Source organism: Rhodanobacter sp. UC4437_H4 (assembly GCF_052978425.1).
In genome coordinates, this window is sequence record NZ_CM129673.1 from 402,839 (window position 1) to 418,818 (window position 15,980).

Sequence of the window (15,980 nt, forward strand, 5' to 3'; positions counted from 1 at the left end):
TGCCGCACGAAATGACAAGCGCGGGAACGGCGGAGCAGAGAACAGAATGTCGGACGTCACGATCAAACAACTCGCCCAGGTACTGGGCATGCCGGTCGACAAGTTGCTGACGCAGCTTGGCGAAGCGGGCATGAAATTCTCCGACCAGGAGCAGGTCATCAGCAGCACCGAGAAGGTGAAACTGCTCGGATTCCTGCGCCGAACCCACGGCAAGGCCGAAGCCGCCGCCGAGGTTGCGGATGCGGCACCGCGCCAGATCACCCTGCGACGACGCACGGTGGGCGAATTGAAGGTGGCCGGCTCCGGTGGTCGTGGCGCCGCCGGCCCCGCCAAGACGGTAAACGTGGAAGTGCGCGCCAGGCGCACCTACGTCAAGCGCAGCGTGATTGCCGAGGAGGCCAGCGCCGAACCCGAGCGCGAGGAGGCCGTGCGCAAGCTGCAGGAATCGCAGCAGCAGCGCGAGCGCGAGGAGCGCGAACGGCTGGATTCCGAGCAGCGCCGCGAGAAGGACGCGCGTCAGCGCGAGCTCGACGAACAACAGCGCCAGGAAGAAGCCCGGCGTGCCGAAACGGCCGCCGAAGCGCAGAGCGCGGCGGATCTCGCCGCACCCGCGCCGGAAGCGCCTGCCGAGGAGCCGGTGGTCGCCAGCGAACCCGTCGACGAGGAGCCGGGCGTGCAGCGCATGGACCAGCGCGAGCTGGGCATGATCCTTCCGCGCATTCACGAGCCGCGCAAGCGCGAAAAACTGGTCAAGCCGCCCGCCCCGGCACCGGCTCCCGCACCGGCGCCCGCGCCGGCAGCGAGCGATGCGGCTCGCGGCGGCAAGGCACGGCATGGCCGTGAGCGCAGCGAGGACGTCGGCAGCAAGCACGAGCGCGACGGCAGCAAGCGCTTCGCCGGCGGCCAGATGCACCTCAGCGAGGCCGATCGCGCACGCCGCTCGTCCTCCAGCACCAAACGCGGCAAGGGCGGGCGCAGTGGCGGTCGCGACCTGCTGGCGCGCGGCAGCGGCGTGTCCGGCGGAACGCACGGGTTCTCCCGTCCCACCGCACCGGTGGTGCGCGAGGTGGTGGTGAGCGACACCAACGTGGTGGCCGATCTCGCCCAGAAGATGGCGGTGAAGGGCTCCGAGGTGGTGAAAGCCCTGTTCAAGATGGGCGTGATGGCGACGATCAATCAGACCGTCGACCACGACACCGCCGTGCTGGTGGTCGAGGAACTCGGCCATACGCCGGTGGCGGACAACCAGAACAACGCCGAGGAGACGCTCGCGGCGCATACCCAGAACATCGAGCTGGAAGGCGAGAAGGTTCCGCGGCCGCCGGTAGTGACGATCATGGGTCACGTCGACCACGGCAAGACCTCGCTGCTCGACTACATCCGGCGCACCAAGGTGGCATCCGGCGAAGCCGGCGGCATCACCCAGCACATCGGCGCGTACCACGTGAAGACCTCGCGCGGCGTGATCACCTTCCTCGACACCCCGGGCCACGCGGCGTTCACCTCGATGCGCGCCCGCGGTGCGCAGTCAACCGACATCGTGATCCTGGTGGTGGCTGCCGACGACGGCGTCAAGCCGCAGACGATCGAGGCGGTCAAGCATGCCCGCGCGGCCAACGTGCCGATCATCGTGGCGGTCAACAAGATGGACAAGGACGGCGCCAACCCCGACAACGTGAAGCAGGGCCTGGTTGCGCAGGAAGTGGTGCCGGAAGACTGGGGCGGCGACGTGCAGTTCGTGCCGGTGTCGGCCAAGACCGGCATGGGCATCGAGGAACTGCTCGAAGCGATCTCGATCCAGGCCGAGGTGATGGAGCTCAAGGCGGTGGCCGACGGCCGCGCCTCCGGCGTGGTGATCGAATCCAGCCTGGATCGCGGCCGCGGTCCGGTGGCCACCGTGCTGGTTCAGCAGGGCACGTTGCGCAAGGGCGACTTCGTGGTCTGCGGCATCGAGTACGGGCGCATGCGCGCGTTGATCAACCAGTCCGGCAAGCAGGTGGACGAAGCCGGTCCGTCGATTCCCGTGCAGGTGCTCGGTCTGTCCGGCGTGCCCGAGACCGGCGACGATTTCGTCTGCGTCGAGGACGAGCGTCTGGCCCGCGAAGTGGCGCAGGAGCGTGAGCTCAAGCGGCGCGAGACGCGGATGGTCAGCAAGAGCAACCGTCTGGAAGACATCATCGCCAAGATGGGCCAGGGCGACGAGCAGCAGACGCTCAACATCCTGGTCAAGGGCGACGTGCAGGGGTCGGTGGAGGCCTTGCGCGAGTCGCTGACCCAGATCGGCAACGAGCGCGTGCGGGTCAACGTGGTGTCCTCCGGCGTGGGCGGCATCAACGAATCCGACGCCACGCTCGCCGCTGCGTCCAAGGCGCTGGTGATCGGCTTCAACGTCCGTGCCGACGCATCGGCGCGCAAGGTGATCGAAACCAACGGCCTGGACGTGCGTTACTTCTCGATCATCTACGACGTGATCGATCAGGTCACCCAGGCGGCCACCGGCCTGCTCGGTATGGAAGTGCGCGAGGACATCATCGGCATCGCCGAGGTGCGCGACGTGTTCCGCAGTTCCAAGTTCGGTGCCGTGGCCGGTTGCATGGTCACCGAGGGCCACGTCAAGCGCAGCAAGCCGATCCGCGTGCTGCGCGACAACGTGGTGGTGTTCGAGGGCGAGCTGGAATCGCTGCGCCGCTTCAAGGACCTCGTGGAAGAAGTCCGCAGCGGCATGGAGTGCGGCATCGCCGTCAAGCAGTACAACGACGTCAAGGTCGGCGACCAGATCGAATGCTTCGAGCGCACGGAAGTGGCTCGCACCTTGTGATGCCTGCGGCATCGCAAGGTGCAAGCGGGAATAGGGAATAGGGAATCGGGAATAGTCAGAGCGGCTGTCCCGACTTCCCTGGCCTCCATGCTCCCGTGACGCACCTTTGCCTTTCCGATTCCCTATTCTCGATTCCCTATTCCCGGCTTTCCAATCATGCCTTCCCGCGATTTCAAACGTACCGACCGCATCGGAGCCGAGCTGCGCCGCGAGCTTGGGCTGCTGGTGCATGCCGCGGTGCGCGACCACGGCCTGCCGTCGGTGAGTGTTTCCGATGTCGAGATCACCCGGGACCTGGACTGGGCGACGGTGTGGGTCACCGCGCTGGTACCGGAGCAGGGTTTGCCGGCGGTGAAGGCGCTCAACCAGATGGGGCACGAGATTCGCCACGCGCTGGCGCACAGCGGCATGCGCATGCGGCGCGTGCCCGAACTGAAGTTCAAGTACGACGATTCGGTCGACAAGGGCGAGCGCATCGAACGCCTGCTGCGCGAACAGGCTGATGCACCCAAGCCGGACGATGACGCCAACGCGGTCTGAGTCTGGCGGCACGAATGCGCAAACCACCCCGCATCCAGTACCGCGACCTGCACGGGATCGTGCTGCTCGACAAGCCGATCGGCTTGAGCTCGAACCAGGCCTTGCAAGGCGTTCGCCGGCTGTTGCGCGCGGCCAAGGGCGGTCACGCCGGTGCGCTCGACCCGCTGGCCAGCGGTCTGCTGCCCTTGTGTTTCGGCGAGGCCACCAAGCTGGCCGGCACCTTGCTCGGCGCGAGCAAGGGTTATCTGGCTGAATGCCGGCTCGGCATCAGCACCGACACCGGTGACCGCGAGGGCGAGGTGATCGCACGCCAGCCGGTGCCCCGACTCGACCCTGAGCTGATCGAAGCCGCGCTGGCACCGCTGCGTGGAGCGATCCGTCAGGTGCCGCCGATGTATTCGGCGCTCAAGCAGGATGGCGAAAGACTGTACGTGAAGGCGCGCCGCGGCGAGTCGGTGGAACGGCCGGCGCGCGAGGTGGTCGTGCATCGACTGGAGCTGCTCTCCCGCGACAGCGACACCTTGCAGTTGCTGGTGGAATGCGGCTCGGGAACCTATGTGCGCTCGCTGGCGACGGATCTGGGTGCCACCCTGGGTTGCGGCGCGCACCTGACTTCGCTGCGGCGCACCTGGGTGGATCCCTTCCGCGATCCGCGCATGGTCACCATGGCCGAACTCGAGCAGGCAGCGGAGCAGGGCGACGAGGCCTTGCTGTGCCATCTGCTGCCGGTGGCCGAGGGTCTGCGCGACCTGCCGTCGGTTCACCTGGACGAGGCGCAGGCGATGGCCGTTTCGCGTGGCCAGCCGATCCAGCTTGACCCCTCGGTACCCGCCGGTCGCTGCGCGGCATTCGCGCCCGATGGTGCCTTGCTCGCCGTGCTCGAACTGGACGACATGCGCCGCAGCAGCATCCTGCGCGGCTTCAACCTGCCGCCAGCGGACGGATTTGCCTGAAAAGCGGGCTGCGCACTTGTTGTAACACCACTGGCATCAGTAGAATAGACAAGTTATTTCAACGCTTTCACTCCAACCAGGGCGAAGCTTGCGCTTGCGTCATCTCGCGATGATGCAAGCGCAAGCTTCGCATCGCCTTTCAAGGAAACGTACAACCATGTCCCTTACCGCAGAACAGACCAGCAAGATCATTGCTGATTTCGGCCGCGTGCCGAACGATACGGGCTCGACTGAAGTCCAGGTGGCCCTGCTGTCCGCCCGCATCGACCATCTCACCGGTCACTTCAAGGATCACATCCAGGACCACCACTCGCGTCGTGGCCTGCTCAAGCTCGTCAACCAGCGCAAGCGCCTGCTCAGCTACCTGAAGGATCGCGATCTTGCGCGCTACCAGACCCTGATCGAACGCCTCGGCCTGCGCCGGTAACGCTGGGCGCCGTTCGCGGACGCGAGGATCATGCAGCGCCCGTGCGCGGGCGCCTTTCCCAATTCAGATCAGGAAACAGTCACGTGGCAAAAGTAACCAAGTCATTCCAGTACGGTAATCACGAAGTCACGCTGGAGACGGGCGAAATTGCCCGCCAGGCATCCGGTGCGGTCATGGCCAGCATGGGCGGCACCGTGGTGCTGGTCACCGCCGTCGCCGCGACCAAGCAGAAGGAAGGCCAGGATTTCTTCCCGCTCACCGTCGACTACGTCGAGAAGTTCTATTCCGCCGGCCGCATTCCCGGCGGCTTCTTCAAGCGCGAAGGCCGTCCGACCGAGAAGGAGACGCTGACCTCGCGCCTGATCGATCGCCCGGTGCGCCCGCTGTTCCCGGATGACTTCAAGAACGAAGTGCAGGTCATCGCCCAGGTCGTCTCGCTGAACCCGGAAGTGGACGGCGACATCGTGGCCCTGCTCGGCGCCTCCGCCGCGCTCAGCCTGGCCGGCATCCCGTTCAAGGGCCCGATCGGCGCCGCCCGCGTCGGTTACGCCAACGGCAAGTACCTGCTGAACCCGTCGACCACCGAGCTGAAGACCTCCCAGCTGGACCTGGTCGTCGCCGGTACCGCCGGCGCCGTGCTGATGGTGGAATCCGAAGCGCAGCTGTTGTCCGAGGACGTGATGCTCGGCGCGGTGATGTTCGGCCACCAGCAGATGCAGACCGCCATCCGCGCGATCGCCGAACTGGCCACCGAGGCCGGCAAGCCGTCGTGGGACTGGCAGGCACCGGCGCGCAACGAGTCGCTGGCCGCTGCCGTCAAGGGCGCGGTCGGCGACCAGCTGGCCGCCGCGTTCCAGGTGCGCGACAAGCTCGAGCGTCGCGACGCGATCTCCGCGATCAAGGCCGACGTGCTGGCCGGGCTCAAGGCACAGGCCGAAGAAAACGGCTGGTCCACCGCCGCGATGGCCAAGGAATTCGAGGAGCTCGAATACCACACCATGCGCGACAGCGTGCTGAAGACCAAGGTGCGCATCGACGGCCGCCAGCTCGACGACGTGCGTGCGATCACCGCCCGTGTCGGCGTGCTGCCGCGGACGCATGGTTCGGCGCTGTTCACCCGCGGCGAGACCCAGGCGCTGGTCGTCATCACCCTGGGCACCACGCGTGACGCGCAGATCATCGACGCTCCCGGCGGCGAGTCGAAGGACCCGTTCCTGTTCCACTACAACTTCCCGCCGTTCTCGGTGGGCGAAGCCGGTCGCTTCGGCGCGCCGAAGCGTCGCGAGATCGGTCACGGCCGTCTTGCCAAGCGTGGCGTGCAGGCGGTCAAGCCGAGCATCGAGGAGTTCCCGTACGTGGTGCGCGTGGTCTCGGAAATCACCGAGTCCAACGGTTCCTCGTCGATGGCCTCGGTGTGCGGTTCCTCGCTGGCGATGATGGATGCCGGCGTGCCGCTGAAGGCGCCGGTGGCGGGTATCGCCATGGGCCTGGTCAAGGAGGGCAACGACTTCGTCGTGCTGTCCGACATCCTGGGCGACGAGGATCACCTAGGCGACATGGACTTCAAGGTGGCCGGCAGTGCCGAAGGCATCTCCGCGCTGCAGATGGACATCAAGATCGACGGCATCACCGAGGAGATCATGAAGGTGGCGCTGGAGCAGGCCAAGCGCGGCCGCCTGCACATCCTCGGCGAAATGGGCAAGGCGCTCAGCACCGCCCGCACCGAGATGAGCGAGTTCGCCCCGCGCCTGATCACCATCAAGATCCACCCGGACAAGATCCGCGAAGTGATCGGCAAGGGCGGCGCCACCATCCGCTCGATCACCGAGGAGACCGGCACCACGATCGACATCAGCGATGACGGCACCATCATCATCGGCTCGGTCAATCGCGAGGCGGGCGAAGCGGCCAAGAAGCGCATCGAGCAGATCACTTCCGACGTCGAGCCGGGCCGCATCTACGAGGGCAAGGTCGCCAAGCTGATGGACTTCGGCGCGTTCGTGACGATCATGCCGGGCAAGGACGGTCTGGTGCACGTATCGCAGATTTCCGACGAGCGCGTCGAAAAGGTCTCCGACAAGCTCAAGGAAGGCGACATCGTCAAGGTCAAGGTGCTGGAAGTCGACAAGCAGGGCCGCATCCGCCTGTCGATGAAGGCCGTGACCGAGGAAGAGCGCGCCAGCGTCTGAACTCCGCCACGAGGCAATTCCGCAAGGCCCGGCCCATGCCGGGCCTTGCGCGTTTCGGGGCCGGTGATTTTGTGCAACCTGCTTTTGCTAGGATGGATGGACCTTGCGCGAGGATGCACCGATGGCCGATCCGGCGAATGATTTCATCAGGGATTACCAGGCGCTGGCACAGCAGTCGTGGGACGCCTGGACGCGCCAGTTCCAGCAGCCTCCCGCGGCCAATCCGTTCGCGCCGCCCCCGGCGCCTGCCGCGGGCAATGACATGCTCGAACGCACCCTGGCCGGGCTGAAGGGATACTTCGACTGGATGCAGGCAGCGGCCAGCGGCGGCGCGGCCCAGCCGGCCACCGACTGGCGTCAGCAATTGCAGCAGATGTTCGGTGGAGCCAGTCAGCCGTTCGCGCAGGCTTTCGGCGGCATCGACACTGCCGGCGCGGAGGGCTTCGCGCGGCAATGGCAGTCCTGGCTGCAGGCGGCCCAGCGCGGTGGTTTCGGTGAGCTGTCGGGCTTGCAGGGGCCGACCCCGGCATTCGGCTTGAACCGCGAGCAGCAGATGCAGCAGCAAGCCCTGGCCACGGCCTTGCTGGAGTCGATGCGGGCATCCGCCCGCTATCAGGAACTGATCCAGCGCGCCAACGCGGAAGGCATGCAACGCCTGCAGGCGCGGTTGGCCGAACCGGGGCGCCAGGTCGATTCGCTCAAGGGGCTGTACGACTTGTGGGTGGACGCCTCCGAAGAGGCTTATGCGGGAATCGCGCTGTCCGACGAGTTCCGCGATGCCTATGGCGAGATGGTCAACACGCAGATGCGCGTGCGCCAGCTCCAGCAACAGCAGACCGAGCAGATGTGCCAGCAGCTCGGCGTGCCCACGCGCAGCGAAGTGTCCAGCCTCGGTGAACGCCTGCAGGCGCTGCGCCGCGAATTCCGTGCCAATCTGGCCGATGGGTCCGCCGACCATGCCGGGGAGATCATGGCCTTGCGCCGGGAACTCGCGGCGTTGAAGCGCCGGCTCGCCGATCGTCCGGCGGTACCCGCAGTGAAGAAGCGCGCCGCTGCCAAGCCTGCGGTCGCCGTGAAGAAGGCGCCGGCGAAAGCGGCGCGCAAGCCCACCAGCCCGTCCAAATCGGGCTCCGGCCAGCGCAAGCGCAAATAAGGAGAGCAGCCATGCAGACACCATTGCGCATCGACCCGACCCGGGCCCTGGCCGACATCGCCACCTTCCAGCGCAAACTGGCCGCCGGCATGGCCAACCTGCGCAACATGCGCGAGCCGGAATACGCCAATACCCCGCGCGAGCTGGTCTACAGCGAGGACAAGCTGAAGGTCTGGCACTTCACCGGTCACGGCAAGGCGACCTCGAAGACCCCGCTGCTGATCGTCTACGCCCTGGTCAACACGGTGTGGATGACCGACCTGCAGGCCGACCGCTCGATGGTGCGCAACCTGCTGGAGCAGGGCGAGGATGTCTACCTGATCGACTGGGGCTATCCCGACGGCGCCGACCGCTGGCTGACCCTGGACGACTACATCAACGGCTACCTCGACCGCTGCGTCGACGTGGTACGCAAACGCCACGGTCTCGACGCGATCAACCTGCTCGGCATCTGCCAGGGCGGCGCGTTCTCGCTGTGCTATACCGCGCTGCACCCGGACAAGGTGAAGAACCTGATCACCATGGTCACCCCGGTGGATTTCCACACGCCGGACAACATGCTGTCGCACTGGTGCCGCCGCATGGACGTGGACCTGTTCGTCGACACCATGGGCAACATCCCGGCCGGGTTGATGAACTACGTCTACCTCACGCTGAAGCCGCTGCGGCTGAACCAGCAGAAGTACATCGGCATGGTGGACATCCTCGACAACCCGACCGAGCTGGAAAACTTCCTGCGCATGGAGCGCTGGATCTTCGACTCGCCCGACCAGGCCGGCGAGGCGTTCCGCCAGTTCATCAAGGATTTCTACCAGGGCAACAAGCTGGTCAAGGGCACGCTGGACATCGGCGGTCAGAGCGTGGATCTGGGCATGATCACCCAGCCGGTGCTGAACATCTTCGCCGAGCAGGATCACCTGGTGCCGCCGGATGCCTCGCGCGCACTGGGCAAGCACGTGGGCACCACCGACTACACCCAGCTCGCATTCAAGGGCGGCCACATCGGCATCTACGTGTCCGGCCGCGCCCAGCGCGAGGTGCCGCCGGCGATCCACCAGTGGTTGCGCCAGCGCGACTGAATCGCGCGCCCGCACGTGATCGCCTGTCGTGCGGAATCCACGCACGACAGGCGATAATCACCGGATGACCACATCCGCCGATACCCACGATTCCATCCGCGCCGTGCAGTGGCAAGGCGATCACCTGCGCCTGCTCGACCAGCGCCTGCTGCCGGGCGAGGAACGCTGGATCGACTGCCGCGATGCGGCCCAGGTCACCCAGGCCATCCGCGACCTGGCCGTGCGTGGCGCGCCGGCCATCGGCATTGCCGCCGCCTGGGGCGTGGCGATGGCGGCACAGCAGGGCGTTCCGCTGGAACCGGTATTGGCGCAGTTGCGCGCGGCCCGGCCCACGGCAGTGAACCTGATGTGGGCATTGGACCGGATGAAAAAACGCATCGCTGCCGGTGCCGATGCCGGTGCGCTGTTGCACGAGGCGCAGCTGATCCAGGACGAGGATCTGGCTGCCAATCGCCGCATGGGTGAGCTCGGTGCAGCACTGATCGCGCCGGGCTCGGGCGTGCTGACCCATTGCAACACCGGTTCGCTGGCCACCGCCGGTTACGGTACCGCGCTCGGGGTGATCCGCGCCGGCGTCGCCGCAAACCGGATCGCGCGCGTCTATGCCGGCGAGACGCGTCCGTGGCAGCAAGGCGCGCGGCTGACCATGTGGGAACTCGTGCGCGAGGGCATCCCCGCCCGGCTGATCGCCGACTCTGCCGCCGCGCACCTGATGAAATCCGGCGCCGTGCAGTGGGTGATCGTCGGTGCCGACCGCATCGCGGCCAACGGCGACACCGCCAACAAGATTGGCACCTACCAACTGGCGATCAGCGCGAAATACCATGGCGTCAAGTTCATGGTGGTGGCGCCGTCGTCGACGGTGGACATGGCGACCGCCAACGGCGAGGAGATCGAGATCGAGCTGCGCGACCCGGCCGAGCTTCTGTCCAGCGGGGGCAGGCGCGTGGTGGTGGAGGGAGCGCAGGCATGGAATCCGGTTTTCGACGTCGCACCCGCCGAGCTGATCGACGCGATCGTCACCGAGCGCGGCGTGATCGAGCGACCTGACACCCTGTCGATGCAGGCCTTGTTCGGCCATTGATTCCCCGGGTTCCGATGCGGCATCCGGCCGTCCTTGCGGCGCTCGCGGTGTTCGTCCGCTGGTTGCCGAGACGACCTCGCTGGGGGCCTGCGCGTCCGGCGCGCTGCTCAATTCTTGAGCACATTTCCGATGGCCTCGTGCCGGTCTCGCAATGGCAATACAAGTCATTGATTTCAAAAGCTTAAAACCTGTCATTTTGCAACCATCCATGCTACAATCCTGCGGTTCATTTCGGGTCGCTCGCGCACGCGCTTGAGACGCGGCGCCAGCGTCCTTTTTTTGTCTCCAGGGAAGTCAATCCATGGCAGAAACCGCCAAAGAAATCATTCGCGTCAACATCGAAGACGAGATGCGGCAGAGCTACCTCGATTACGCGATGAGCGTGATCATTGGCCGCGCGCTTCCCGATGTACGCGATGGACTCAAGCCGGTGCATCGTCGCGTATTGTTCGCGATGAACGAACTCGGCAACGTGTGGAACAAGCCGTACAAGAAGTCGGCCCGCGTGGTCGGCGACGTCATCGGCAAATACCATCCGCACGGCGACCAGTCGGTGTATGACGCGATCGTGCGCCTGGCGCAGCCGTTCTCGCTGCGCTACATGCTGGTCGACGGCCAGGGCAACTTCGGCTCGGTCGACGGCGACAGCGCCGCCGCCATGCGTTACACCGAGGTGCGCATGTCGCGGCTCAGCCACGAGCTGCTGGCCGACATCGACAAGGAAACCGTCGACTTCGGCCCGAACTACGACGAGAGCGAGCACGAGCCGCTGGTGCTGCCCACGCGCGTGCCGAACCTGCTGGTGAACGGTTCGGCCGGCATCGCGGTCGGCATGGCCACCAACATCCCGCCGCACAACCTCAACGAGGTAATCGCGGCGACCATCGCGCTGATCGACGAGCCCGCGCTGTCGATCGACGAATTGATGCATTACATCCCGGGCCCGGACTTCCCGACCCACGGCATCATCAATGGCTCCTCCGGCATCATCGAGGCCTATCGCACCGGTCGCGGCCGCATCCTGGTGCGCGCGAAGGCGGAGATCGAAACCGAGTCGAACGGCCGCGAGACGATCATCGTCCACGAGCTGCCGTACCAGGTGAACAAGGCGCGGCTGATCGAAAAGATCGCCGAGCTGGTCAAGGAAAAGAAGCTCGAAGGCATCAGCGAGCTGCGTGACGAGTCCGACAAGGACGGCATGCGCGTCGTCATCGAGATCCGCAAGGACGCGATGGGCGACGTGGTGCTGAACAACCTGTTCCAGCAGACCCAGTTGCAGGTCACCTTCGGCATCAACATGGTGGCGCTGCTGGACGGCCAGCCGAAGCTGCTGAACCTCAAGGACATCCTCGAAGCGTTCATCCGCCACCGGCGCGAGGTGGTCACCCGCCGCACCATCTTCGAGCTGCGCAAGGCCCGCGCCCGCGCGCACATCCTCGAAGGCCTCACTGTCGCACTGGCCAACATCGACGAGATGATCGAGCTGATCAAGACTTCGGCGTCGCCGGCCGAGGCGCGCGAGCGCATGCTGGCCAGGAAATGGCAGCCGGGCGTGGTCGGCGCGCTGTTGTCGGCGGCCGGTGCCGGTGCCTCGCGACCGGAGGACATGGACCCGCGCGATGGCCTGAAGGCCGATGGCTACCAGTTGTCCGACGTGCAGGCGCAGGAAATCCTGGCGATGCGGCTGCACCGCCTTACCGGCCTGGAACAGGAAAAGCTTTCCGACGAGTACCGCCAGATCCTGGAAACCATCCGCGGCCTGATCGAGATCCTGGAGAACCCGGACCGCCTGCTGCAGGTGATCCGCGAGGAGCTGGAAGCGATCAAGGCCGAGTTCGGCGACGCGCGTCGCACCGAGATCCAGCATTCGCAGGAGGACCTCAACGTCCTCGACCTGATCGCCCCGGAAGACATGGTGGTCACGCTGTCGCACACCGGCTATGTCAAGCGCCAGCCGGCCAGCACCTACCGCTCGCAGCGGCGCGGCGGCAAGGGTCGCTCGGCCTCGGCGCTGAAGGACGAGGACGTGGTCGAGCAGCTGTGGGTGGTCAACACGCACGACACCCTGCTCACCTTCACCAGCACCGGCCGCGTCTACTGGCTCAAGGTCTACCAGATTCCCGAGGCCGGTCCCGGCGCGCGCGGCAAGCCGATCATCAACCTGCTGCCGCTGGGCGAGGGCGAAAAGGTGCAGGCGGTGCTGCCGATCCGCGAGTATGCGGAAGATCGCTTCGTGTTCTTTGCCACCAAGCACGGCACGGTGAAGAAAACCCCGCTGACCGAATTCGCGTTCCAGCTGCAGAAGGGCAAGCTGGCGATCAAGCTGCACGACGACGACGCACTGGTCAACGTCGAGCTGACCGACGGCGACAGCGACATCCTGCTGTTCGCCTCCAACGGCAAGGTCAATCGTTTCGACGAGAACACCGTGCGCTCGATGGGCCGCACCGCCGCGGGCGTACGCGGCATGAAACTGGTCGGCGGCGCCGAGGTGGTATCGCTGATCGTGGCGGCGGAAGGCGACATCCTCACCGCCACGGCGCGGGGCTACGGCAAGCGCACCGAACTGGCCGAGTTCACCAAGAAGGGCCGTGGCACGCAGGGCGTCATCGGCATCCAGTGCTCCGAGCGCAATGGCGCGCTGGTCGGCGCGGTGCAGGTCACCGAGGCGCACGAGCTGATGCTGATCTCCGACCAGGGCACCCTGGTGCGCACGCGCGTGGCGGAAGTCTCGCAACTGGGCCGCAATACCCAGGGCGTCACCCTGATCAAGCTGCCCGCCAACGAAACGCTGGTCAGCGTGATGCGGCTGGACGCGGAAGAGGACAACGGCGACGAGGCCGTCGTCGAGTCCGGGGATGCGCCGGTCGGCGAAGCGGGTGAGGGCGCCACGGGAGACGCTTCCGCGGACGAGTGATCCCGCTGTGGTGAAACGAACAGGCCCCGGCATGGCCGGGGCCTGTTCGCGTTCATGGCATGCCGCGCGTCGGTCAGCGATGGTCCAGCGTGACACCGGTCAGCAGGCCGCGGGCCAGCATGCTGCATTGACGCCGGTACACCAGAAGCTGCCACTGGCGTCCGCCGACCTGGCGCCACAGCACCGCCGAGCGCACCGCGGCGAGCAGGTTGGCGCGCACTTTCTCGACCACGGCCGGTTGCTGCAACTGCTGCGGATTGCCGCTGACCATCACCCGCGGCCGCAAGGTGGACAGCGTGGAGGCATACAGCTCGGCGAGACGGCCGCTGACCTGGCTCGAATCCTGTCCGAAATGCTCGACCTGGCGCTGCGCCGCCTGGATGCCCTGCTGCAGCTTCTCCAGCAGCTCCGGGCGGCCGGCAAGGCTGCGTTCCAGCCGCATCACGGTGACCACCATGCGGGTAACCGACATGTCGCGATCGCTCTCGTCGAGCTGGGCGACCAGGTTGCGCAGGCCGAGTCGCACGCCCGAGACGCCACCGTACACGGCCACCACCGAGGGCGCGTCGATGCGGAAGATGCTGGCCACGCCCGCTTGCATGGCGATCTCGTCGCAGCGTCCGTCGTTGGCCAGTTGCTGGGCCAGCGAGCAGGCCTGAAACAATCCGGCCAGGGCGAGTACGCGTTCCTCGTTCATGCCTAGGGTTTCAAACACGGATTTGCGATTCCTTGAGTTGCGCTGTGGTGGTGAGGGTGAAGGCTGGCAGCAAGCCGCCGTAGGCGGCATCGGTTGCCATGATCACCGCGCCGCCGAGACAGACCTCGCCAGCGTAGAAAACGACCGATTGACCCGGCGTGACGGCACGCTGCGGCACATCGAACGTGACGGCAAGACCGGTCTCGCCGACGCTGACCGAGCACGCCTGGTCGGTCTGACGGTAGCGCGTGCGCGCCGTGCAGCGAAACTCGGTGCCCGGCGGCTCGCCGGCGATCCAGTGTGGTGCCTCGGTATGCAATCGCCGCGACAGCAGCCACTGGTTCTCGCCGCCCTGGGCGACGATCAGCACGTTGGCCGCCACGTCCTTGCCCACCACGAACCACGGCTCGCCGCTGGCGCCATGCCGGCCGCCGATGCCGAGTCCGTTGCGCTGGCCCAGGGTGTAATACATCACCCCCTGGTGTTCGCCGACCCGCCGGCCGTCGGGCGTGCGCATCTCGCCCGGGCGTGCGGGAATGTACCGCGCCAGGAAGCTGCGGAAGTCGCGCTCGCCGATGAAGCAGATGCCGGTGGAATCCTTCTTCGCATGGGTCGGCAGCGCCGCCTCGCGGGCCAGTTCGCGCACGCGCGGCTTCTCGATCCCGCCCAGCGGAAACAGCGTGGCGGCCAGTTGCTGCTGGCCCAGCGCATGCAGGAAATAACTCTGGTCCTTGGCCGCGTCCGTCGCCCGCAGCAGCCGGTGGCGTCCGTCCACGCAATCGACGCGGGCGTAATGGCCGGTGGCGATCTTTTCCGCGCCGAGCGTGCGAGCCTCGTCGAGGAAGGTCTTGAACTTGATCTCGCGATTGCACAGCACGTCCGGGTTGGGGGTGCGGCCGGCGCGGTATTCGGCAAGAAAGTGCTCGAACACGCCATCCCAGTACTCCGCCGCGAAGTTGCGCGCGTGGAACGGGATGCCCAGGCGGCCACAGACCGCCACCGCGTCCTTGCGGTCCGCGTCGCTGGTGCACGGACCGTCGCGGTCGTCCTCTTCCCAGTTCTGCATGAACAGGCCTTCGACCTCGTGGCCCTGCCGTTGCAGCAACAAGGCAGCCACCGACGAATCGACACCGCCGGAGACGCCCAGCATCACCTTCATCCGCGCGACCCTCCCGGCACCCAGCTCAGGCTGGCCAGCGGCAGTCGCTGGCCGGCCAGCCAGGCGTCGATGCTGGCCAGCACCAGCGGGCTGCGCAGGCGCTCGCCGAGGCCGGCGATTTCGTCGCGAGTCATCCACAAGGCGCGGCGGATACCGGTGTCCAGCGGCCGATCGGCGTCGTGCCCGAGTGCCCGGGCGGCGAAACTGAAGCGGATCACTGCCTCGCCGTGCTCGCTGCTGCGCCATTGCTGCACGCCGATCAGGTGCTGCGGCTCGACCGTCCAGCCGGTTTCTTCCAGGGTCTCGCGCACGGCCGCGGCGGCCAGCGTTTCGCCGTCCTCCAGGTGCCCGGCCGGCTGGTTGCAGACCAGTCGGCCGGCAACCTCCTCCTCCACCATCAGGTAGCGCCCGGCCTCAGCCACCACGCACGCAACGGTGACGTGCGGGCGCCAGATCTCGGGGCGGGGCGTGGGGTCGGCCATGAAAATTCAGGGGTGGAAAAGTGTCCATTGTGCCACTACCTGCAGTAAACGCCGACGCGCCGGGCACGATTGGCGGCGGCGTATACTTCAACCGAAAGCGAATGCCTCCCACGACACCATGGCCAACGAAAACGAACACGAACAAGACAGCGGCCGCGGCCTGGCGCTGGAAACCGCCAAGCCGGAAGTGGCACGACCGCCGCTGTTCCAGGTGCTGCTGCTGAACGACGATTTCACACCGATGGATTTCGTGGTGGAGGTGCTGCGCAATTTCTTTACCCTGGACCAGGAACAGGCGGTGCAAATCATGTTGCACGTGCATACCCGCGGACGCGGCGTGTGCGGCGTGTTCACGCGGGAAGTGGCAGAAACCAAGGTCACCCACGTCAACGAGTATTCCCGCTCGCATCAGCATCCGTTGTTGTGCACTATGGAAAAGCTCTGAACGCCCCCATTTCGTGCCCATCGCGGCGCTGAAGGCC

13 protein-coding genes are annotated in these 15,980 nt (G+C 66.3%); 10 read left to right on the plus strand and 3 right to left on the minus strand.

All coding sequences use genetic code 11. The features are described 5' to 3' along the window. Window positions 1-46 precede the first annotated feature (46 nt). The 9 genes from infB to gyrA all read left to right on the plus strand — a co-directional run bounded on the left by infB (window position 47) and on the right by gyrA (window position 13,160). The gene (gene infB, locus ACVCL3_RS02075; protein WP_447100315.1) at window positions 47-2,818 is read left to right on the plus strand and encodes a translation initiation factor IF-2; all 2,772 of its coding nucleotides are present in this window, start codon (window positions 47-49) and stop codon (window positions 2,816-2,818) included. 156 nt (window positions 2,819-2,974) lie between these two features. Next, a complete protein-coding gene (rbfA, locus tag ACVCL3_RS02080; RefSeq protein ID WP_395118584.1) occupies window positions 2,975-3,358 on the plus strand; it encodes a 30S ribosome-binding factor RbfA in 384 nt (127 codons plus the stop codon). Between the two features lie 14 nt (window positions 3,359-3,372). Continuing rightward, window positions 3,373-4,311, plus strand: a complete 939-nt coding sequence (gene truB / locus ACVCL3_RS02085; RefSeq protein WP_447098852.1) for a tRNA pseudouridine(55) synthase TruB — start codon at window positions 3,373-3,375, stop codon at window positions 4,309-4,311. Window positions 4,312-4,468: 157 nt separating this feature from the next. After that, the gene (gene rpsO, locus ACVCL3_RS02090; RefSeq protein WP_136257158.1) at window positions 4,469-4,738 is read left to right on the plus strand and encodes a 30S ribosomal protein S15; all 270 of its coding nucleotides are present in this window, start codon (window positions 4,469-4,471) and stop codon (window positions 4,736-4,738) included. A gap of 83 nt (window positions 4,739-4,821) precedes the next feature. After that, window positions 4,822-6,927, plus strand: a complete 2,106-nt coding sequence (pnp, locus tag ACVCL3_RS02095) for a polyribonucleotide nucleotidyltransferase (protein WP_395118580.1) — start codon at window positions 4,822-4,824, stop codon at window positions 6,925-6,927. A 121-nt stretch (window positions 6,928-7,048) separates the two neighbouring features. Further along, complete coding sequence (locus ACVCL3_RS02100; RefSeq protein ID WP_447100316.1) at window positions 7,049-8,080, plus strand: poly(R)-hydroxyalkanoic acid synthase subunit PhaE; 1,032 nt, start codon at window positions 7,049-7,051, stop codon at window positions 8,078-8,080. Window positions 8,081-8,091: 11 nt separating this feature from the next. Further along, a complete protein-coding gene (locus tag ACVCL3_RS02105; protein WP_447100317.1) occupies window positions 8,092-9,159 on the plus strand; it encodes a class III poly(R)-hydroxyalkanoic acid synthase subunit PhaC in 1,068 nt (355 codons plus the stop codon). Window positions 9,160-9,223: 64 nt separating this feature from the next. Then, the gene (gene mtnA, locus ACVCL3_RS02110) at window positions 9,224-10,243 is read left to right on the plus strand and encodes an S-methyl-5-thioribose-1-phosphate isomerase (RefSeq protein WP_395118574.1); all 1,020 of its coding nucleotides are present in this window, start codon (window positions 9,224-9,226) and stop codon (window positions 10,241-10,243) included. A gap of 301 nt (window positions 10,244-10,544) precedes the next feature. After that, window positions 10,545-13,160 (plus strand): DNA gyrase subunit A, encoded by a 2,616-nt coding sequence (gene gyrA, locus ACVCL3_RS02115; protein ID WP_447100318.1) that lies wholly within the window; start codon window positions 10,545-10,547, stop codon window positions 13,158-13,160. Between the two features lie 73 nt (window positions 13,161-13,233). Here the strand turns inward: gyrA and hflD are convergent, their stop codons facing one another. Genes hflD through ACVCL3_RS02130 form a run of 3 tightly spaced genes read right to left on the minus strand, consistent with a single transcriptional unit; the run spans window position 13,234 to window position 15,498 of the window. Further along, a complete protein-coding gene (gene hflD, locus ACVCL3_RS02120; protein WP_395121391.1) occupies window positions 13,234-13,857 on the minus strand; it encodes a high frequency lysogenization protein HflD in 624 nt (207 codons plus the stop codon). A 10-nt stretch (window positions 13,858-13,867) separates the two neighbouring features. Continuing rightward, on the minus strand, window positions 13,868-15,016 hold the full coding sequence (gene mnmA / locus ACVCL3_RS02125; RefSeq protein WP_447100319.1) for a tRNA 2-thiouridine(34) synthase MnmA: 1,149 nt from the start codon (window positions 15,014-15,016) through the stop codon (window positions 13,868-13,870). Further along, window positions 15,013-15,498, minus strand: coding sequence for an NUDIX hydrolase (locus tag ACVCL3_RS02130; RefSeq protein ID WP_447098857.1), 486 nt, complete (start codon window positions 15,496-15,498; stop codon window positions 15,013-15,015). The genes mnmA and ACVCL3_RS02130 overlap by 4 nt, the downstream gene beginning before the upstream one ends. A 118-nt stretch (window positions 15,499-15,616) precedes the next feature. On the opposite strand from ACVCL3_RS02130, the gene clpS reads away from it, so the two are divergent. Further along, window positions 15,617-15,943 carry an ATP-dependent Clp protease adapter ClpS gene (clpS, locus tag ACVCL3_RS02135; RefSeq protein ID WP_395118566.1) on the plus strand — a complete coding sequence of 109 codons (327 nt, stop codon included), beginning with the start codon at window positions 15,617-15,619 and terminating at the stop codon, window positions 15,941-15,943. Window positions 15,944-15,980 lie beyond the last annotated feature (37 nt).